The organism is Chryseobacterium sp. KMC2, from assembly GCF_016756935.1.
In the GTDB taxonomy this organism is placed as follows: Bacteria; Bacteroidota; Bacteroidia; order Flavobacteriales; family Weeksellaceae; genus Chryseobacterium; species Chryseobacterium rhizosphaerae.
Map to the genome: position 1 here is coordinate 1 of NZ_JAESIT010000009.1, position 17,570 is coordinate 17,570.

Sequence of the window (17,570 nt, forward strand, 5' to 3'; positions counted from 1 at the left end):
TTATTAAATCTTTGCGTCTTTGCGTTTTCCCAACACATTATAACATAAAAAATTCATTTAATATTGGAAACGCAAGGGCGCAAAGGTTTTTACATACCCTACGCCATAAGACGCAAAGATTTTATCTCCGATAAAATGGAATGCTGCTAATCTAAAACCGCAATATCCTATTTGACAAGACTTACCGAAAATCTTTGATTTTCTTGCGCCTTAAAAACAGTCCTGCTTATTAAATCTTTGCGTCTTTGCGTTTTCCCAACACATTATAACATAAAAAATTCATTTAATATTGGAAACGCAAGGGCGCAAAGGTTTTTACATACCCTACGCCATAAGACGCAAAGATTTTATCTTCGATAAAATGGAATGCTGCTAATCTAAAACTGCAATACTCTACTTGATGAGACTTACTGAAAATCTTTGATTTTCTTGCGTCTTAAAAACTGTTTACCATGAAACTTCTTTGCGTCTTTGCGTTTTTCCAACACATTATAAACTCTTTTTCCTAACTTCTAATTTTCTATTTTTGCCTAAATTTTAAATCATGTCACATCAAATAAGGCTTGCCACTTCCGAAGATTATCCGAAAATCATGGAAATATGGGAATCTGCTGTAAAGGCTACCCACGATTTTCTTTCTGAAGAAGATTTTACGTATTTCAAAGAAGCCATTCCAAGGGACTATCTACCCAACCTGGAGGTCTATTTAATTATTGAAAATGGTGAAAGTAAAGGATTTTCATCTGTTGCTGAAGGTAATTTGGAAATGCTTTTTATCCATAATGAAGTCCGTGGGAAAGGCTATGGAAAGGTTCTTTATCAATTCATGAAAGAGAAAACAGGCCTTACCAAAGTAGATGTTAACGAACAGAATCCCCAAGCCATTGGATTTTATGAGAAGATGGGTTTCCAAACAGTAGGAAGATCAGAAAAAGATGGTTCAGGAAAGGAGTATCCAATTATTCATATGAGTTTGTAATGGAAAATTTCACTTTCACCCGCATTGAATCAGGTTCGGAAATTCCCTATAAGCTGCTTTTATTAGCAGATGAAACTGTAGAAGCTATTGACCGATATATTTTCAACTCTGACATCTATCTTTTACAGGACGGCCTGCAGGATGTTGCTGTTATGGCATTGTACAAAAACAGTGATACCGAATTGGAAATTAAAAATATTGCTGTTGTAGACCCTTATAGAAACAAAGGAATCGGAAGTATTTTGATAAATAAAGCAAAGGAAATTGCAAAAGAATATTCCTATAAAACGCTGACTGTTGGGACCTCGGATACAGGCTTCCAACAGATCAGATTTTATGAGAAAAACGGGTTCATCAAAAAGGGTATTCTCAAGGATTTCTTTATTGAAAATTATCCTGATCCTATTTATGAAAACGGATTACAAATGCGGGATATGATTTTACTTACCCATCATCTTGCGGAATAGTCCTTTAATATGTTCTATTTCCGATTGATAGTTGGTCTTTTTTCTGCATCCGAAATAGAGGGTATTTTCCAGCTTTTTCTTCCCTTCCCAAATGAGTTTTACATCTCCGCTCTCAATTTCATTCTTACATAAAAAATCAGGAATAACCGCTAATCCGGCTCCTCCTTTCAGACAACGGATGATTGAGTTTAAATTCGGAACAATGAAATTCGGGCGAAAATTTGGCTTATGCCCAAAGTTCAATGTCCAGAACTGGAATAGATGTTCCATATCTCCCGTGGTTCCATACCATTTTTCTTTTTTCAGCCACTCTTCTATCTGTTCCCCATCCTTTGTTTTCAAAATCTTTTTAAAACTATCTGTATCCACCTCTTTTCCCCCTACCAAAACAATTTGTTCAGAAGAAAAAGCTTCATGTTCTATATTAGGAGAAGATCCTTTTTTAGGAGTGATGATAAGATCTAATATTCCTTTATCCAGCTGGTCAAGCATTTCCGGATATTCTCCAAAGCTGATGATCAGATTAAAAGGCAAAGAAGAAACATATTGCTCCAAAGTCGTCTGAAAAGTTTCAAAACACATTCCCACACTGATGGTTGGAGTATGTTTTTCCGTAGATTTCTGGAAATTTTTCTCTACATCTTCCAGTTTGGTAATAGGCTCAGCAACTGCGTTGAATAATACTTTACCCCGCTCTGTTGGAATCATCTTCCTACCCGTTCTGTCAAACAATTTATATCCCACATAAGCTTCCAGTGAACTTAAATGTAAACTCACCCCTGGCTGTGATATGAATAAAGCATCAGCTGCCCCAGTCAATGTCCCGGTTTTATAGATCGCCTTAAAAGTACGATACCATTCTAAATTGACCATAATTTAATCTATTAATATTCTGATGCAAAATTACAAAATAATTATAATACTAATTGCTATTTTAATAATATCAAGAAGCTTGAAATTGGAAGAGAGGAGCTAATATGCTTTCTAAACAATAATAACTGACTTTATTGATTTTACTGATCATTTAAATTACTTAACCCGATAACAACAATACATAATCTCTTCAATAGCAACTGCAAGCTTCACTCTCCCATCTTCCGCCCTTCAACTTTCCTCTAAAATTTTGATTACTTTAATACATGAATGATTGTATTCTGAAATTTTTCCGGTTCATCTTTATGTATCTGATGTCCTGAATTTTCGAATAAAAACAGATCTTTTCGGGGTGCTTTTACTTTTCTAAAATAGTCAGTTGTAATTCTCGTGGAAGTTTGAACATCGTTTTTACCCACAAAGAAATAAATAGGACAATCCACTTTTTTTAACGTCTTGGGCAGGTCAATATGCATCACTTCATTCCATGCAGGTGACCAGGTTTTTGACCATTGAAGAAATCCTTTTTTGAAATCCTCACCGGTTACATATTTTTTTCCGTCTTTGTAAAAGAGCCATTTTCTTAAATAAAACAGGTCCTCATCTACCGTGAATGGAATATGTACACTTCCTAGCTCTTTAGTGGCAACAGGATCTTCTTTAAAATAATCTTTTAAAATCTGAAGCAATTCTTTCTCACTTGCTAACTGGCTTACAACAGGATTTACCGCAAAATAAGCATGTAACAGCTCAGGATGATTTCTGACGATGTAGAAACCTAAAGCGTTCCCCCATGAGCTTCCTAACAGATATATTTTCTCCTGTTTTAATTCTTTTCTCAGGAAATTGATAACCTGATAAGTATCTTTCCCCATCAATTCAACGGAAGGCTGGACCGGTGAAGGATTTAATTCCAGCGTTTTTCCGGCATCTCTCTGATCCCATTGAACAATGGTGAAACTGTTTTTTAAAAGGTCGGTAAAAGAATTTGCATTTTTCCGCATTGAGCTTCCGGGTCCTCCTGATAAAAAGAGCAGTATAGGTTTCCCGGAGTCATCTGTCTTAATATCTATAGCTTGTTTTATTCCGCCAATTTCCGGAGTAAGCAAAGTGTCTATTTTTCCTTTGTGTAATTGTGACATACAAAATACTGATAATAGTAAAAAAATAAAAAAGCTTGTTTTTTTCATGATTTCTAAATTTTAATTTGACACAAATATCCTTCAGAGTATTTTCAGAAAAGACCGAATAAAAAAAGTCGAACTGATTTTAATAAAAAAATAAGTTCGACTCCCTGCAAATCAAAGTTCGAATAATTACAAAACACTGTAAATCAGACATTAAAAACACAATTAATCTTTACTTGACAGTTCCAAAAAAACTCAGTAAAATCCAATATTTTCAATCTATAAAATTTTATTATCCCTTTTATGAACCGGGAATGTCTCAATAGCACAAAAGAAATGTGGTTTTTCTCAGAAAATATGAATATAATACCCCTCAGAACTATACAATATATATATATTCAAAAAAAATTAAGACATTGATACCTGTTCATTTCTTAGAAATGAGGCATAATAATCCGGAATTTCACTTTCTTCAATCCGGCGAACTGTTTCATCAAGCGGATAGCTCAGTTGTATGATCTCCGGAATAATCTTTTCTTCATCCAAAGTTAAAATTAAATAGTAAGCTAATCTGTTCTCTTCTTTAGAGCGCCCTACAGATCCACAATTAAGAGCCCAGCTATTATTTTCAAACTGTTTTTTAAATGATAAATGGGTATGTCCCATTACAATAACGTCAGATCTGGATTCTTCCAACATTTTTATAAAAACCTCATCGCTTTCAGATTCATACAGATAAGTGTCATTACTCGATAAACTTGAGTGCACAAGTTGAATATTCCAGTGCTTCTCCCCTATCTTATAATTTAACTGCAAATGAAAAGGGAGCTCAGAAAGAAACTTCTTATTTGATTCCGTAATGTATTTTTTAGAGTGATCAATTGCAACGAAACGGGCAAGAGTTTCTTCTTCGGTATGTTTAGATAAGGGAACCACAGGAATATCGAAAGCAATTCTTTCGTCATGGTTTCCCATTAGACAGGGAATATTCAGGTCTTTAATTTTTTCAGTAACTTCATTTCCCCAGGGAGCAAAATCTACAAGATCTCCCAAACAGAATTTTTGACGGATTCCCCTTTTCTCCATATCCTCTAACACCGAATCCAACGCAGGAAGATTTCCATGCACATCACTAAAAACTGCAATCTGTATCATATTCATTCTGTTTATCATAACAAATGTACAAGAGAGAAAGGAATTTTGGCTCAGATAGGAGATGACATTTTACCATAAAACCATGAATGGTCAGTTTTGCTGCATAAATCCAATTGTGAATTTTTACACAACGAATAAAACCAATGAATCCAAAAAACTAAAACTATCATTATTATAATACTTCGGTATAATTTATACTATTTTTATTATACAACCATCCATCCTAACTTTGCATCATAAAATTTAAACAATCATAAAAAAATGAAAAAAGTATTAATCATCAACGGAGGGCAAAATTTTGGACATTCCGGAGGAAAATATAATGACACTATCGCAGAAAATACACTAGAGGTTCTAAAATCATTTGATAACATAGAAGTACAGATCACCAACGTAAGTGAGGGTTATGATAAACATGAGGAAGTAAAGAAATTTGTTTGGGCAGATTATATCATTTACCACACTCCGATCTGGTGGTTTCAGCTTCCGAATGGTCTTAAAAAATATATTGATGAAGTTTTCACTGCAGGTCATGCAAAAGGAATTTATATGAGTGACGGGAGAAATGCAGTAAATCCGCAGATCAACTATGGTACCGGAGGAATGCTTGGCGGTAGAAAATATATGCTGACAACAAGCTGGAACGCTCCTGCAACAGCCTTTACACTTCCCGGAGAGTTTTTCAGTGAGAAAAGTGTAGACGAAGGACCATTATTTGGGTTCCATAGAATGAATGCCTTTGTTTCTTTAAAAAAAATGGAAAGCTTCCACTTTCATGATGTGGAAAAGAATGCCAATATAGAACGTGATATGAAGCTTTACAGAGCGCATGTTAAAAACGTATTTGAACAGGAACTAAAACCACAATTAGCCTAATGGAAAAAATACTCATAACAGGAATTACCGGTTATATTGGTGGTACTGTTGCAAAGAAACTATTAGAAAAAAACTACAGCGTAGCAGGGCTTGTCCGCAATGCATCCGCTGCAGAAAAGCTACAGCAGTTAGGAATCGAACCTATTATAGGAAATATACATGACGAAGCCATTCTGAATGCTGCAATTTCTCATGTTGATGCCGTTATCCACACTGCTGATTCCGCTGATGATGCCTATGCTGCAGACAGTTTTATAAATGCTTTGGAAGGGAGTGGAAAAACTTTTATTTTCACCTCAGGCTCAGCCATTTTCGGAGGAAAAGAAAACGGAGAAAAAAATGACTTTATTTTTACAGAAGACTTCCCTCTGAATCCAAGGCTGGAAATGGCGTCAAGGGTATTAATCAATAATTATGTGCTTCAATCCGCCAAAAAAAATATAAGAAGCATAGTCATTGTACCAACCATGGTTTACGGAGAGGGATTAGGTCTGAAAAAAGACAGCATTCAGCTTCCGGCTTTAATCAATTTATCCAAAGAAAAAGGATTTGGAGTTTATTTTGGAAAAGGTGAAAATATATGGTCGAACCTTCACGTTGAGGATTTAGCCGATATGTATGTACTTGCTTTGGAAAAAGCAAAACCCGGTTCAATATACTATGCAGAAAACGGTTCTTCAACAATCAAAAATCTGGCTGAGCACATAAGCCTGCACTATAAATTACAGCCTGCACAATCTGTCAGCATACAAGATGCTGTAGATCAATTTGGTCCCGCGGGTGGATATTTTGGATTTGCATCAAACAGTTTATGTAATTCCGATAAAGCAAGAACAGAATTGGGATGGGCCCCTCAATATAAATCAATCGAAAATTTTATTTAATTATGAAAATTTACCTTACAGCAATAATAAAATCCAAAGAAGAGCATCAGGCAGAAGTACTGGAAGTTCTTCAGAATATGGTAAAAGAAACGAGAAGAGAAGAAGCTTGCGAGTTGTATACCCTTCATCAGGGGATTGAAGATAAAAACCAGTTTATTTTCTATGAAATCTGGAAAAGTGAAGAAGGGCTGGCACAGCATAATCAGCAGCCTTATATTCAGGCTTTCGGAGCTTTGGTTGATATAAAGCTTCAGGAAAAACCTCAAATTTATATCACGAATATTATTTAATTATGAAAAAGCTGGCACTTTTATGTCTTAGCCTGTTCATGATAGGATTTATTCAGGCACAACACCAAAAAACGAGTCATATGAAAAAGAAAATTTTATTTGTCGTAACCAGCCATGATAAGAAAGGCAATACGGGTGAAGACACAGGATACTATTTGGGAGAAGTTTCTCATCCATGGGAAGTTCTTCACCAGGCAGGTTATGAAATCGATTTTGTAAGTCCTAAAGGCGGAACTCCTCCGGTAGATGGATTCGATTTAAAAGATCCTGTCAACAAAGAGTTTTGGGAAAATAAAGAATATAAAAACAAGATTGATCATTCCTTGACTCCATCTCAGGTTAACCCTAAAGATTATTCAACAATCTTTTATGCAGGAGGACATGGAGCAATGTGGGATTTTGCAGATAATACTGAATTGGCAAATATCGCTTCAACTATTTATGAAAATGGCGGTATTGTAGCAGGTGTATGCCATGGTCCTGCAGGCCTGGTAAATATTAAGCTTAAGAACGGGAAGTACCTCGTTGACGGTAAGAAAATCAATGCTTTTACCAACGAAGAAGAATCTGAAGTAAAATTGACAGATGTTGTTCCTTTCTTATTGGAAAATAAACTGAAAGAAAGAGGAGCTAAATTTGAAAAATCAGGTCTTTGGCAGAATCATGTAGTAGCTGATCAAAGAGTGATTACAGGACAGAATCCACAATCTGCAAAAAGCGTTGGAGAAGCAATTTTAAAAGAACTAAATAAATAACAACTCAGTTTTAATCCTTAAAACCTAACACTTAAGAAGTACTTAAGTACTCTCAAAAACCTTTACTACTGTCAGAATTAAAACTGTAAGAGCTCTCTCTTCCTTAGAGGTGGTAAATCAAAGATTTGAAGGAGTGGTTTTAATAAGGGATAAACAAAATTTTAAAATAAAAAAAATGGAATATAGAAAATTAGGAAATACAGATTTAGAATTATCAACCATCACACACGGGGCTTTCGCCATCGGTGGCAATATGTGGGGAGGTAATGAAAAACAGGATTCTATAAACTCTATTCATGCATCGCTGGACCACGGGGTAACTTCTATCGACACTGCACCATTCTATGGTTTCGGATTGAGTGAAGAAATGATCGGGGAAGCCATCAAAGGGAAAGACCGTTCAAAAATCCAATTACTTACAAAGTTTGGTTTAGTATGGGACGGAAGCAACAATGGCAAAGGAGAATTTTTCTTTGATGCTGAAGACGAAGGGAAAACAATCCCTGTTTATAAGCTAGCTTCCAAAGAAAATATCATTAAAGAAGTTGAAGAAAGTTTAAAAAGATTAGGCACAGATTATATTGATCTTTTACAACTTCACTGGCCGGACAGCACTACTGCGATCAGTGAAACAATGGAAGCCATGGAACTATTAATCCAACAGGGAAAAATCCGTTCTGCAGGAGTAAGTAACTACAGTGTAGCTCAGATGGAGGAAGCCAACAGAACTTTGAAACTGGCAAGCAACCAGGTCTCTTACAGTATGCTGAACCGTAGTATTGAAAATGATCTTGTTCCTTATTCTTTGGAAAACAATTCAGGAATTATCGTATACAGTCCTATGGAAAGAGGTCTTTTAACAGGTAAATATTTCAAAGAAAACAAATTGAAAGACAACGACCACAGAAACGGTTATTTCTCCCAGTTTGATGTAAATAAAGTAAAAACGTTCTTAGAAAAAATAGAACCTATTGCTCAGGAAAAAGGAGCCAGCCTTTCTCAGCTGGTATTAAGATGGACAACGCTGCAACCTGCAATCACCGTAGTATTGGCAGGAGCAAGAAATGCTCAGCAAGCTATTGAAAACGCAAAGACAATGTCTATTGATCTTTCACAGGAAGAATTGAACGTTATCAATTCTGCTTTGAGCGAAATATAATATAAAGCTGGAAGTACAATCAACATACTGATAAGAACTTCCAGCTTCATTTCTCTTACCTCATAAATCATAAAAAAAATGAAAAAGAATCTGATCAAAATGTTCGGATTAGTCACCCTATTGACTATAAACAGCGTAACATTACAGGCTCAAACCCTGGTCAATCCTGAAGATCAATCGTGGCACCCTTCTGCTTACGGGGCACAGGATGAAATAGGAGCCGCTAACCTGTTGACCCCTGAGGTAGTAAAACAAGCTTTAGGACTGGTAAAACAGGGTAAAACACTAGCTCTTGCCGTTCCTATTGATAAAAATCTTCCTGCTTTCAGACACAGAAGTTTCAATTTATACAATATCCAACCCGGAGAACAGGCCGGAAAAAGTATAGGCCCCAATAAATTCACCTTCAATGATGAACTGGTAAACGGCTGGACCGGAGTGGGAACACAGCTTAATGGTATTGGGCATATCGGTATTGACAATATCTACTACAACGGAAATAAAGCTACCGATTTTGTAAGTGTAGAAGGGGTAAAAAAACTGGGAGTCGAAAAAGTTCCTCCTTTTGTTACCCGAGGTATAGTCCTTGATATGACCGCTCATTATGGAAAATCAATCGTTCCGGGAGGAACAGAATTTACCGTAGATGATATTCAATCAGTTTTAAAGAAACAGGGACTGAGTTTAAGAAAAGGAGACATCATTCTTTTCAATACCGGATGGCTTGAACTGATAGGTAAAGACAATAAAAAGTTTCTGGAAACAGAGCCGGGAATCGGGATGGAAGCCGCAAAATGGCTTGCAGACCAGGGAATTGTTGCTTTTGGTGGTGATACGTGGGCTTCAGAAGTCTATCCGAATCCAAAAAGTAAGGAAGAATTTCCAATCAACCAATTTATGCTCGCCAAAAAAGGAATCTACAATCTGGAACTGATTGACAGCCGCCCATTGGTAAAACAAAAAGTATGGGAGTTTCTGTTTGTACTGGGACAACCTTTATATGTAGGATCTACTCAGGTGAATGTAAACCCTGTAGCTATCTATTAAATCCATTACGTATTTCTCAGCAATAAAAGAACTTATAATATGCTGTAATAAACAGTGAGACAAAGTGATTCGTGTTTTGAAAAAATAAGACTAACCCATAGAATTTATTTTTAGAATTAATACCTGGCAAGGACTACTCCGCCTCATTGTGTTTACATAAAAAGAGCTTTTCAGTTTTGAAAAGCTCTTTTACAAAGTAAACGACAAGCAGCGAAACCGTCCTCATGAACTTCCTTCTCCATGTTTCCAGCTTTCTTACTTTATTTCTATTTTGCAATCGGAAGATGAGTACTTACCGCAATTCTGTTCCATGCATTGATGGTTACAATAGCCATGATGATCTGTGCGATCTGATTTTCATCAAAAATTGACTTGGCTTTTTGGAAAGTCTCTTCTGTCAAACCTGCATGGCTGATCAAAGTGATCTCTTCTGTCATTTCCAAAAGTACCTGCTCTTCTTCTGTAAATAAATCTTTGGCTTCTCTCCACCCGTCAAGGATAAAAATTCTTTGAGGGGTTTCACCATATTTAATGGCATCTTTCGTGTGCATATCAAGACAAAAAGCACATTTATTAATCTGTGAAGCCCTGATTTTAATTAATTCTTTCTGAATGTGGTTTAAAGAAATAGTCTGTAGGTATCCTTCCAATCCCATCATCGCTTTATAAGCTGCTGAATCTACTGTTGCAATATTTAATCTTGCGCTCATTATGATATTATTTTTTGGTTAATTGATCTATACTAAAGGAATATTGTTGTTGAGAAGCCAATAAAAATGCCCCTGCACATCCTACCCAAACAGAATAGTCAAGGGGGGCTTTGATCCCCAATGCAATAGTCATTGACACTGCAAAAATCAACAAGAGAAAACCGCTTCCATATGCCGCAATTTTTGTTTTAAAACCTAAAATCAGCATCAGTGGAAATAGGATTTCCAAACATGTTGCAGCATATGCTGACACAGTACTTAAAGCTTCGGGAAGAAAAAATGTCAGTTTTCTTGTGTATGCTTCAAAATTGGCCATATTTCCCCATGCAGCGTTGGCGCCCCAAAAACCCAATCTATCTGCTACTGCAGAGAGCATAGTCACTGAAAGTGCTAATCTTAAAAATAACTGCGAAAATTGATTCTGTTGATCTGTCATTGTATTGGCTTTTAATAACATGACAAATTTCCAAATTATAAATGGTAAAAAACTTAAACTGGTTTAAGATCGTAATTTTGCTCTGATTTCGCTGAGATATTCCGGAGTAAGATTTAAAAAGGAAGCGATCAGATATTGTGGAATCCTTTGAATAAACCAAGGGTATAATGTACTAAAATGAACATATAATTCTTCTCTGGACATTTCATACAAATATCGTATTCTCCTCTCTGATGCAGCATAAGCTCTTTGATAAATCATTCGGAAATAGCGCTCCATAATAGGATGCTTCTGCAGTAACAGCTCCTGGTTTTCCAGATCAATGACCAAAATAGAAGAATGTTCCACTGCCTGAATAGAAAAATCAGACTGTATTTGTCTTTCATAAGCAAATGTATCTGTGATCCACCAGTTTTCTATAGCAAATTCAGTAGTTTGCTCTACCCCTTTTTCATTGATGAAGAATTTTCTTAGACAGCCTTTATTGACAAAATACATATGTTTACAAATTTCTCCATTAAGCATTAAGTTTTGCTTTTTTCTGACTTCCAGTACCTTAAAAAAAGAAAGAATAGAAACATATTCCTCTTCGGTTACACTGATAAATTTGTCTAAATGTATCTTAAAACTATCCATCTTTAGATTTAAATACTCAAACTTAACTTTATTTTTTTAGTTTTACAATGACAAAATCGTAAATCATGGAACTCATTGCTAAAATTCTAATAGCAGTTGTTGCGTTAGAACATATCTATATTCTCTGGATGGAAATGTTTGCCTGGGAAACAAAAGGTAAAGAAGTTTTCAAAGCAGCACTGCCTGCAGAAATGTTTAAGCCCACTAAAGGGCTTGCAGCCAATCAGGGCCTGTATAACGGTTTTCTGGCTGCCGGACTCATCTGGTCATTTCTGATCAAAGACCCTCAATGGCAGGATAATGTGGCATTATTCTTTTTAGGATGTGTAGCTGTAGCCGGAATTTATGGGGCTATTTCTGCTACCAAAAAGATATTTTTTGTACAGGCACTTCCTGCAATACTAGCAATTATTGCTGTTTTACTGAAATAATTTCATCGGCCATATTCTAAAAAAATTTCTTAAAAATATTGATTCTATAAGTGCTCTTTTATCTTGAATGATAAGGGTAAAATTGCTATGAATATCTTGTTCCATCATTAGACTTAAAACCAGCTTCTTAAGGCTCAAAAAATCCATTTAATATAAAATTTGTAAATTTGCACCGTCATAAGAAATTGATATACAGATTTTTTATGCTGATCTGCATTTTGATGGAATGTAGAAATTCAAGTTGTTCAGTACACATATCTTTAATTACTTCATCAGTAATTTAATTGTAGAATCTATGTAAAAGATTAATTTCTTTTTACATGATACACTCTTTTTCTAGAGTATAATCTATTGACATATTTAAAATAAACATAAGGCCTGGGGTCTTTATGGTCTTATTTTTTTGTGAAAAGCTTTTATCACCAGAAGCTTATATAGATGTTTTTTACTATTACCATCAACAGAACAACTAAGATAAAGGCATAATAATAAATTGGTTTACAATTTCTTATATCATTTATTAATTGAAAAATTCTGAATATGGAAAAAAATGAAAACAGTAGAAAAGTAAAACTTAAAGTTGAAGATCTGACTATTATTTTTGGCAAAAACAAAGAAAAAGCACAGGAACTTTTAGACAAAGGTTTTTCCAAAAAGGAAATTCTTGAAAAAACAGGCTGCACGGTAGGAATCAACAAAGCCAGTTTTGAAATCTATGAAGGTGAATTCTTTGTGATTATGGGATTATCAGGAAGTGGAAAATCCACTTTACTACGCTGCCTTAACAGGCTGAATGAGCCCACTTCAGGAAAAGTATTTATCAATGATGATGATATTACCGGTAAAAATAATAAAGAGCTTCTGGAAGTAAGAAGAACGGAAATGAGTATGGTATTTCAAAAATTTGGATTACTACCCCATCATACTATTTTAGACAATGCAGGTTTCGGCCTGGAAATCAGGGGAGAAAATAAAGCTTCCCGTGATGAAAAAGCTCAGAAAGCACTGGATATTGTGGGATTAAATGGCTTCGAAAACCAGTTTCCTTCCCAACTTTCAGGAGGAATGCAGCAGAGAGTGGGATTAGCCAGAGCTTTGGCCAACGACCCTGAAGTATTGCTGATGGATGAGGCTTTCTCCGCACTGGATCCTTTGATAAAATCTGAAATGCAGGATCAAATGCTTGAATTGCAAAATACATTGCAAAAAACCATTGTTTTCATTACACATGATTTGGACGAAGCCATTAAAATTGGAGACCGTATCGTCATTATGAAAGATGGTGTCATAGAACAAATAGGAACAGCCGAGGATATTTTAACCAATCCTGCCAGTGACTATGTAAAAGCCTTTGTAGAGAAAGTGGATCGTAAAACAATTATTACCGCTAAATCTTTGATGTTTGACAAAGCTACGGTAGTGCGTTTTAGAAAAGACGGACCTGAAGGTGCCTTAAGAAAAATGAGAGCAACAGGTTTAGAAAACTTACCTGTTGTAGATTTTCAAAATAAATTTCTGGGGTTTGTCACGCTTAATGATATCGTCAGAATTGCAAAGAAAAAAGAACCCACGGTAGAATCGGTTATCAACAGCAACGTTCCTTCCGTTTATCCGGAGGTGACTGTAGAAGAAATGTTACCGCTAATTTCCGGAAGTAAATCAGCCATTGCCGTAGTAGATGAAAACAATAAATTCTTAGGTCTTATCACCCAGCTATCTCTCATCATAGAAGCTACAAAGTTTAACGAAGAAGAGATCATTGAATTAAAAGAAATCGCAAACAATCAATAAGATGAATAAAACTATAGATATAGGTCAATATGTAGAAACTGCAATCAATTGGCTCACAGAAAATGGAAAACCTGTATTTGATATTATAAAACATGTAGGAAACTCCTCTATTATGGGGATTGAATGGGTTTTGGTAAACACTCCCTTTTATGTTATCATCCTCTTTTTTACGCTATTGGCATTATGGAAAGCCGGAAAAGGCATCGCTGTGGTGACTGTAGCTGGATTGAGTTTAATATTTTTAATGGGATTATGGAAAGAAACCATGGAAACCCTTGCCCTTATTTTTGTAGCAACCATTACTGCATTGATCATTTCAATCCCTTTAGGAATTTGGGCTGCCAAAAGCAAAATAGCCGCAAAAATTATCCGCCCATTACTGGATTTAATGCAAACAATGCCCGCATTTGTCTACCTGATTCCGGCTGTATTATTTTTCAGTATCGGTAAAGTACCGGGTGCTTTTGCAACGATTATTTTTGCGATGCCACCAGCTGTACGGTTAACGACATTGGGAATTGAAGCTGTTCCGAAAGATATTGTGGAAGCAGCGAGGGCTTTTGGAGCTACCAACCGCCAGATATTATTTAAAGTAGAACTTCCTTTAGCCATGAAAACGATTTTAACAGGGATCAATCAAACGATACTGTTATCCTTATCTATGGTCGTTATTGCAGGAATGATTGCTGCAGGCGGTTTAGGTGAAAAAGTATTGGAAGGAATCAATAATCTGGATATCGGATTAGGATTTGAAAGTGGATTATCCGTTGTGATTTTAGCTATTATCCTCGACCGGATTACTCAAGGATTTGTAAAGAAAAAACAATAAGATGAAAAATTTAAAATATCTATTTTTCCCAATTTTAATGGGAATATGCTCTATATTAAATTCATGTGAAAATATAAAAAACTCTAAATATATCACCATCGGGATGGTAGATGGCTGGGCAGAAGATGTTGCCATGACGCATGTTGCCAAAGCTATTTTGGATCAGCAGGGATATCATGTTATTATTCAAAAAGCTTCTACAGATATGATTCTGGCTTCGATGAATAATGAAGATACGGATCTTTTTATGGGAGTTTGGCTACCTTACACGCACGCTAAAAAGGTAGCTAAATTTCCGGGACTAGTGAATATAGGAACAAATTATGATAGCGGCCGTATAGGATTGGTAGTCCCGGAATACATTCCTGTTAATTCCATTGAAGAGCTTAATCAGCATAAGGATCAATTCAATCAGAGAATCATTGGAATTGAGAAAGGAGCAGGACTGACATCCGGAACAGATCAGGCTATTATCGACTATAAACTGGATTATAAACAAATCAACTCTTCTACCATTGCTATGATCACTGAATTACAGAATGCCATACAACGTAAACAATGGATTGTTGTAGCTGGATGGCAGCCTCACTGGATGTTTGGAAAAATGAAACTTAAGTTTCTTCATGATCCTAAAAAGGTATTTGGTGAAGCTGAACAGATTAAAACTTACGCCAGAAAAAGCTTTGGTAAAGATCATCCGGAGTTGACCAAATTCTTTGCTAAAGTACATTTTGATGATGAACATATGGCTGATCTTTTACTCAAAATGGAACACAGTAAAAATAAGGAAGCCACTGCCATGAAATGGGTGGAAGAACATCCTGAACTGGTAAAATTATGGCTAGATAAAAAGTAACGGACCGGTACTATTACCCTCATCTAAAATCCTCAACTCTTCAGGAGTCTGAGGATTTTTTTGTCATCTATGATTCAGAAGAATTCATGGATTCTTTGATCTTCTCCCGATGGAGTATTCCCCAATTAACCAATGTCTCCGTCACCGGAAATACCGACTTCCCATATTCGGTAACAGCATAAGTAACAGTGATGGGTTTTGTATCCTGAATCGTCCTCGTAATAAGAAGGTTGATTTCCATTTCTTTCAGTTCTTTGCTCAGCATTTTAGCAGAAATTCCTTCAATGCTGCGCTCCAGTTTTTTAAAATGAATTTTCTGATCAGGCCTGTTGGTCAGGTATCGCAGGATCATCAGTTTCCATTTTCCGCCTAATACATCCAGACTATCACGCATCGCGAACAATTCTTCCGTGCAGCTCGCTTCTCTTTCTATTCCGTTTTCAATGATTTTTGCCATAATAGTTTCATGAAGGTAACTAGTTACCATTTGTTAACTAGTAGCAAATATAAACTATTCCCTCTTTACATTTGTGTATCAAATGAACGGGGTGAAATCGCTATGATTTCTCAAATGCAAACAGATGATCTTGCGATTGCATATGACCTTAAAAAAATAAATATCAACATATGAAAGTAGTTATCTTAAATAAAAATTTCCAACTGGAAGATGGGAATATAGAAATACCACAGGTAAAAAGTAATGAAGTTTTAATTCAGATCAAAGCAAGTGGCTTCAACCCCATCGATTATCAGATGCTGGAAAATGAACTGGAGCGAAAACTGATCAGTTCACCAATATTGGGCCGGGAATTGTCCGGAATTATTGTAGAAAAAGGAACAGAGGTCTCTGAATTCAATATTGGAGATGAAGTTTTCTCAGGAAGCGGCTCTATGGGCAGCAACGGAACCTATGCAGAATATATCAGTGTTCCGGCAGCCATTGTTTCTCTCAAACCTCAAAATATATCCTTTGAACAGGCCGCATCTATCCCATCCGCTGGCCTCACATCTCTGCAGATCTTTAAACGGTTGAAATTAAACCCCGAAAATACCATTCTTGTAACAGGCGCTACAGGAGGGTTGGGCTCTTTCCTGATCAAATTATTACTGGCTAATCATATCCGGAAGATCATTGCAACGGTTGGCAGTGAAGCCAACAGACAAATCCTTCTCAATATGGGGCTGGAAAGCCATCAGATCATCAACTATAAAGAGGAAAACCTTATTGAAAACCTTTTAAAAGCAAATAAGGGTCAGTCTTTCGATATTGGAATAGACCTGGTAGGCAATCATATGTCAGAAGTCACAGCCAATGTATTAAAAATCAACGGAACCTATGTAGACGTTACCGCCCTGGTGACTAAAGAGGCCCATGAGCACCTTTTCAACAAAGGAAGTTTGATTATGAATATCTCTAATTACACCTACAGTATGGTGAAAGATTATGGATATTACAAAAACAGCTTGGAGGAAATATCAAAACTCATTGAAAACGGAGCTATTCTTCCTCCGCAATATAAAATTATAGGGAATTTATCCTTAGAAACGGTCCTTCAGGCTCATTCTCTTCTTAAAAATAATCAGGCCCAGGGCCATAAACTCATTATGAAACATTAATTTATGAATAAAATACCAAGACGCATTGTAACAGGTATTCAAAGCGGAAAATCTGTTATTATCGAAGATCAGCCTGTAGCAAATGCAGTAGAACATTTCCCCGGACTTATTATTTCCGATGTATGGAATACCCAACAAACGCCGGCAGGCTTAGACTTTGAAACCCCAATTCCTAATACCGGATTTCCGCAAACGCCAAAGAATGGAACCTACTTTCGATATGTAGTGGTACCTCCGGATAAAGATCTGGGGATAGAATGGAAAAAGAATGAACCTCATCCGATGATGCATCAGACACCGACACTGGATTATATTATTATTCTTTCCGGTGAACTCTACCTCATCATGGAAGAAGGCGAAACACTTCTGAAACCGGGAGATATTGTCATTCAGAGAGGAACCAATCATGCCTGGAGCAACCGCTCAAACGAACCGTGTATTCAGCTGGCAGTGCTAATAGATGCAAGTGCTCAGGGGTAGAATAATTGAAAGATTTAATTATTTAAAAATTGAAAGATTGAAGTAGTTCTCACTAATTTCAAAATACGTTAAAGAAAAAATCTGCGGGATCTGCGGGAAATGAAAAAAACTTTATAAGATTGGACAAACGCAAAGGTGAAAGGAATCAAAGGTTTTCAGCAAGGATTTACAA

The 17,570-nt window shown here is 36.2% G+C and carries 21 protein-coding genes; 14 read left to right on the top strand and 7 right to left on the bottom strand.

Annotation, left to right across the window (positions count from 1 at the left end; translation table 11 throughout):
- Positions 1-544 precede the first annotated feature (544 nt).
- Together JML65_RS11900 and JML65_RS11905 are read left to right on the top strand one after the other, a co-directional pair.
- Positions 545-979: a GNAT family N-acetyltransferase gene (locus JML65_RS11900; RefSeq protein WP_202270993.1), complete on the top strand. Its 435-nt coding sequence runs from the start codon at positions 545-547 to the stop codon at positions 977-979.
- Positions 979-1,446, top strand: coding sequence for a GNAT family N-acetyltransferase (locus tag JML65_RS11905; RefSeq protein WP_202270994.1), 468 nt, complete (start codon positions 979-981; stop codon positions 1,444-1,446). The genes JML65_RS11900 and JML65_RS11905 overlap by 1 nt, the downstream gene beginning before the upstream one ends.
- Here JML65_RS11905 and JML65_RS11910 read toward each other — a convergent pair.
- The 3 genes from JML65_RS11910 to JML65_RS11920 form a co-directional block, all read right to left on the bottom strand.
- Positions 1,420-2,319 (bottom strand): LysR family transcriptional regulator, encoded by a 900-nt coding sequence (locus JML65_RS11910; RefSeq protein ID WP_047493969.1) that lies wholly within the window; start codon positions 2,317-2,319, stop codon positions 1,420-1,422. The genes JML65_RS11905 and JML65_RS11910 overlap by 27 nt on opposite strands.
- Before the next feature lie 254 nt (positions 2,320-2,573).
- Positions 2,574-3,461 (bottom strand): alpha/beta fold hydrolase, encoded by an 888-nt coding sequence (locus JML65_RS11915; protein WP_237390867.1) that lies wholly within the window; start codon positions 3,459-3,461, stop codon positions 2,574-2,576.
- Positions 3,462-3,854: 393 nt separating this feature from the next.
- A complete protein-coding gene (locus JML65_RS11920; RefSeq protein ID WP_202270996.1) occupies positions 3,855-4,601 on the bottom strand; it encodes a metallophosphoesterase family protein in 747 nt (248 codons plus the stop codon).
- A 261-nt stretch (positions 4,602-4,862) separates the two neighbouring features.
- Here JML65_RS11920 and JML65_RS11925 point away from each other — a divergent pair, with 261 nt between their 5' ends.
- The 6 genes from JML65_RS11925 to JML65_RS11950 all read left to right on the top strand — a co-directional run bounded on the left by JML65_RS11925 (position 4,863) and on the right by JML65_RS11950 (position 9,612).
- Entirely contained in the window at positions 4,863-5,477 is a 615-nt protein-coding gene (locus JML65_RS11925; RefSeq protein WP_202270997.1) for an NAD(P)H-dependent oxidoreductase, read from the top strand.
- Complete coding sequence (locus JML65_RS11930; protein WP_202270998.1) at positions 5,477-6,361, top strand: NAD-dependent epimerase/dehydratase family protein; 885 nt, start codon at positions 5,477-5,479, stop codon at positions 6,359-6,361. Before JML65_RS11925 ends, JML65_RS11930 begins: the two co-directional genes overlap by 1 nt.
- Positions 6,362-6,363: 2 nt before the next feature.
- Positions 6,364-6,651 (top strand): putative quinol monooxygenase, encoded by a 288-nt coding sequence (locus tag JML65_RS11935; RefSeq protein ID WP_202270999.1) that lies wholly within the window; start codon positions 6,364-6,366, stop codon positions 6,649-6,651.
- 80 nt (positions 6,652-6,731) lie between these two features.
- Positions 6,732-7,406: a type 1 glutamine amidotransferase domain-containing protein gene (locus tag JML65_RS11940; RefSeq protein WP_202271000.1), complete on the top strand. Its 675-nt coding sequence runs from the start codon at positions 6,732-6,734 to the stop codon at positions 7,404-7,406.
- Positions 7,407-7,581: 175 nt separating this feature from the next.
- Positions 7,582-8,565, top strand: a complete 984-nt coding sequence (locus JML65_RS11945) for an aldo/keto reductase (protein WP_047493995.1) — start codon at positions 7,582-7,584, stop codon at positions 8,563-8,565.
- Positions 8,566-8,643: 78 nt separating this feature from the next.
- On the top strand, positions 8,644-9,612 hold the full coding sequence (locus JML65_RS11950) for a cyclase family protein (protein ID WP_202271001.1): 969 nt from the start codon (positions 8,644-8,646) through the stop codon (positions 9,610-9,612).
- Positions 9,613-9,878: 266 nt separating this feature from the next.
- Here JML65_RS11950 and JML65_RS11955 read toward each other — a convergent pair whose 3' ends face one another.
- From JML65_RS11955 to JML65_RS11965, 3 genes are all read right to left on the bottom strand, one after another.
- A complete protein-coding gene (locus tag JML65_RS11955) occupies positions 9,879-10,322 on the bottom strand; it encodes a carboxymuconolactone decarboxylase family protein (RefSeq protein ID WP_047493948.1) in 444 nt (147 codons plus the stop codon).
- A 7-nt stretch (positions 10,323-10,329) separates the two neighbouring features.
- Positions 10,330-10,758 carry a DoxX family membrane protein gene (locus JML65_RS11960; RefSeq protein ID WP_237390868.1) on the bottom strand — a complete coding sequence of 143 codons (429 nt, stop codon included), beginning with the start codon at positions 10,756-10,758 and terminating at the stop codon, positions 10,330-10,332.
- Positions 10,759-10,821: 63 nt separating this feature from the next.
- A complete protein-coding gene (locus JML65_RS11965) occupies positions 10,822-11,394 on the bottom strand; it encodes a Crp/Fnr family transcriptional regulator (RefSeq protein ID WP_047493945.1) in 573 nt (190 codons plus the stop codon).
- A 65-nt stretch (positions 11,395-11,459) separates the two neighbouring features.
- Here JML65_RS11965 and JML65_RS11970 point away from each other — a divergent pair, with 65 nt between their 5' ends.
- From JML65_RS11970 to JML65_RS11985, 4 genes are all read left to right on the top strand, one after another.
- Positions 11,460-11,825 carry a DUF1304 domain-containing protein gene (locus JML65_RS11970; protein WP_047493942.1) on the top strand — a complete coding sequence of 122 codons (366 nt, stop codon included), beginning with the start codon at positions 11,460-11,462 and terminating at the stop codon, positions 11,823-11,825.
- 540 nt (positions 11,826-12,365) lie between these two features.
- Complete coding sequence (locus JML65_RS11975) at positions 12,366-13,616, top strand: glycine betaine/L-proline ABC transporter ATP-binding protein (RefSeq protein ID WP_047493939.1); 1,251 nt, start codon at positions 12,366-12,368, stop codon at positions 13,614-13,616.
- Position 13,617: 1 nt separating this feature from the next.
- On the top strand, positions 13,618-14,445 hold the full coding sequence (locus JML65_RS11980; protein WP_047493936.1) for an ABC transporter permease: 828 nt from the start codon (positions 13,618-13,620) through the stop codon (positions 14,443-14,445).
- 1 nt (position 14,446) lies between these two features.
- On the top strand, positions 14,447-15,301 hold the full coding sequence (locus JML65_RS11985) for a glycine betaine ABC transporter substrate-binding protein (protein ID WP_202271003.1): 855 nt from the start codon (positions 14,447-14,449) through the stop codon (positions 15,299-15,301).
- A 67-nt stretch (positions 15,302-15,368) separates the two neighbouring features.
- Here JML65_RS11985 and JML65_RS11990 read toward each other — a convergent pair whose 3' ends face one another.
- Entirely contained in the window at positions 15,369-15,758 is a 390-nt protein-coding gene (locus JML65_RS11990; RefSeq protein WP_047493989.1) for a winged helix-turn-helix transcriptional regulator, read from the bottom strand.
- A 170-nt stretch (positions 15,759-15,928) separates the two neighbouring features.
- On the opposite strand from JML65_RS11990, the gene JML65_RS11995 reads away from it, so the two are divergent.
- Both JML65_RS11995 and JML65_RS12000 read left to right on the top strand, forming a co-directional pair.
- Positions 15,929-16,918: an NADP-dependent oxidoreductase gene (locus JML65_RS11995; protein ID WP_202271004.1), complete on the top strand. Its 990-nt coding sequence runs from the start codon at positions 15,929-15,931 to the stop codon at positions 16,916-16,918.
- Positions 16,919-16,921: 3 nt separating this feature from the next.
- Entirely contained in the window at positions 16,922-17,398 is a 477-nt protein-coding gene (locus JML65_RS12000) for a cupin domain-containing protein (RefSeq protein ID WP_202271005.1), read from the top strand.
- Positions 17,399-17,570 lie beyond the last annotated feature (172 nt).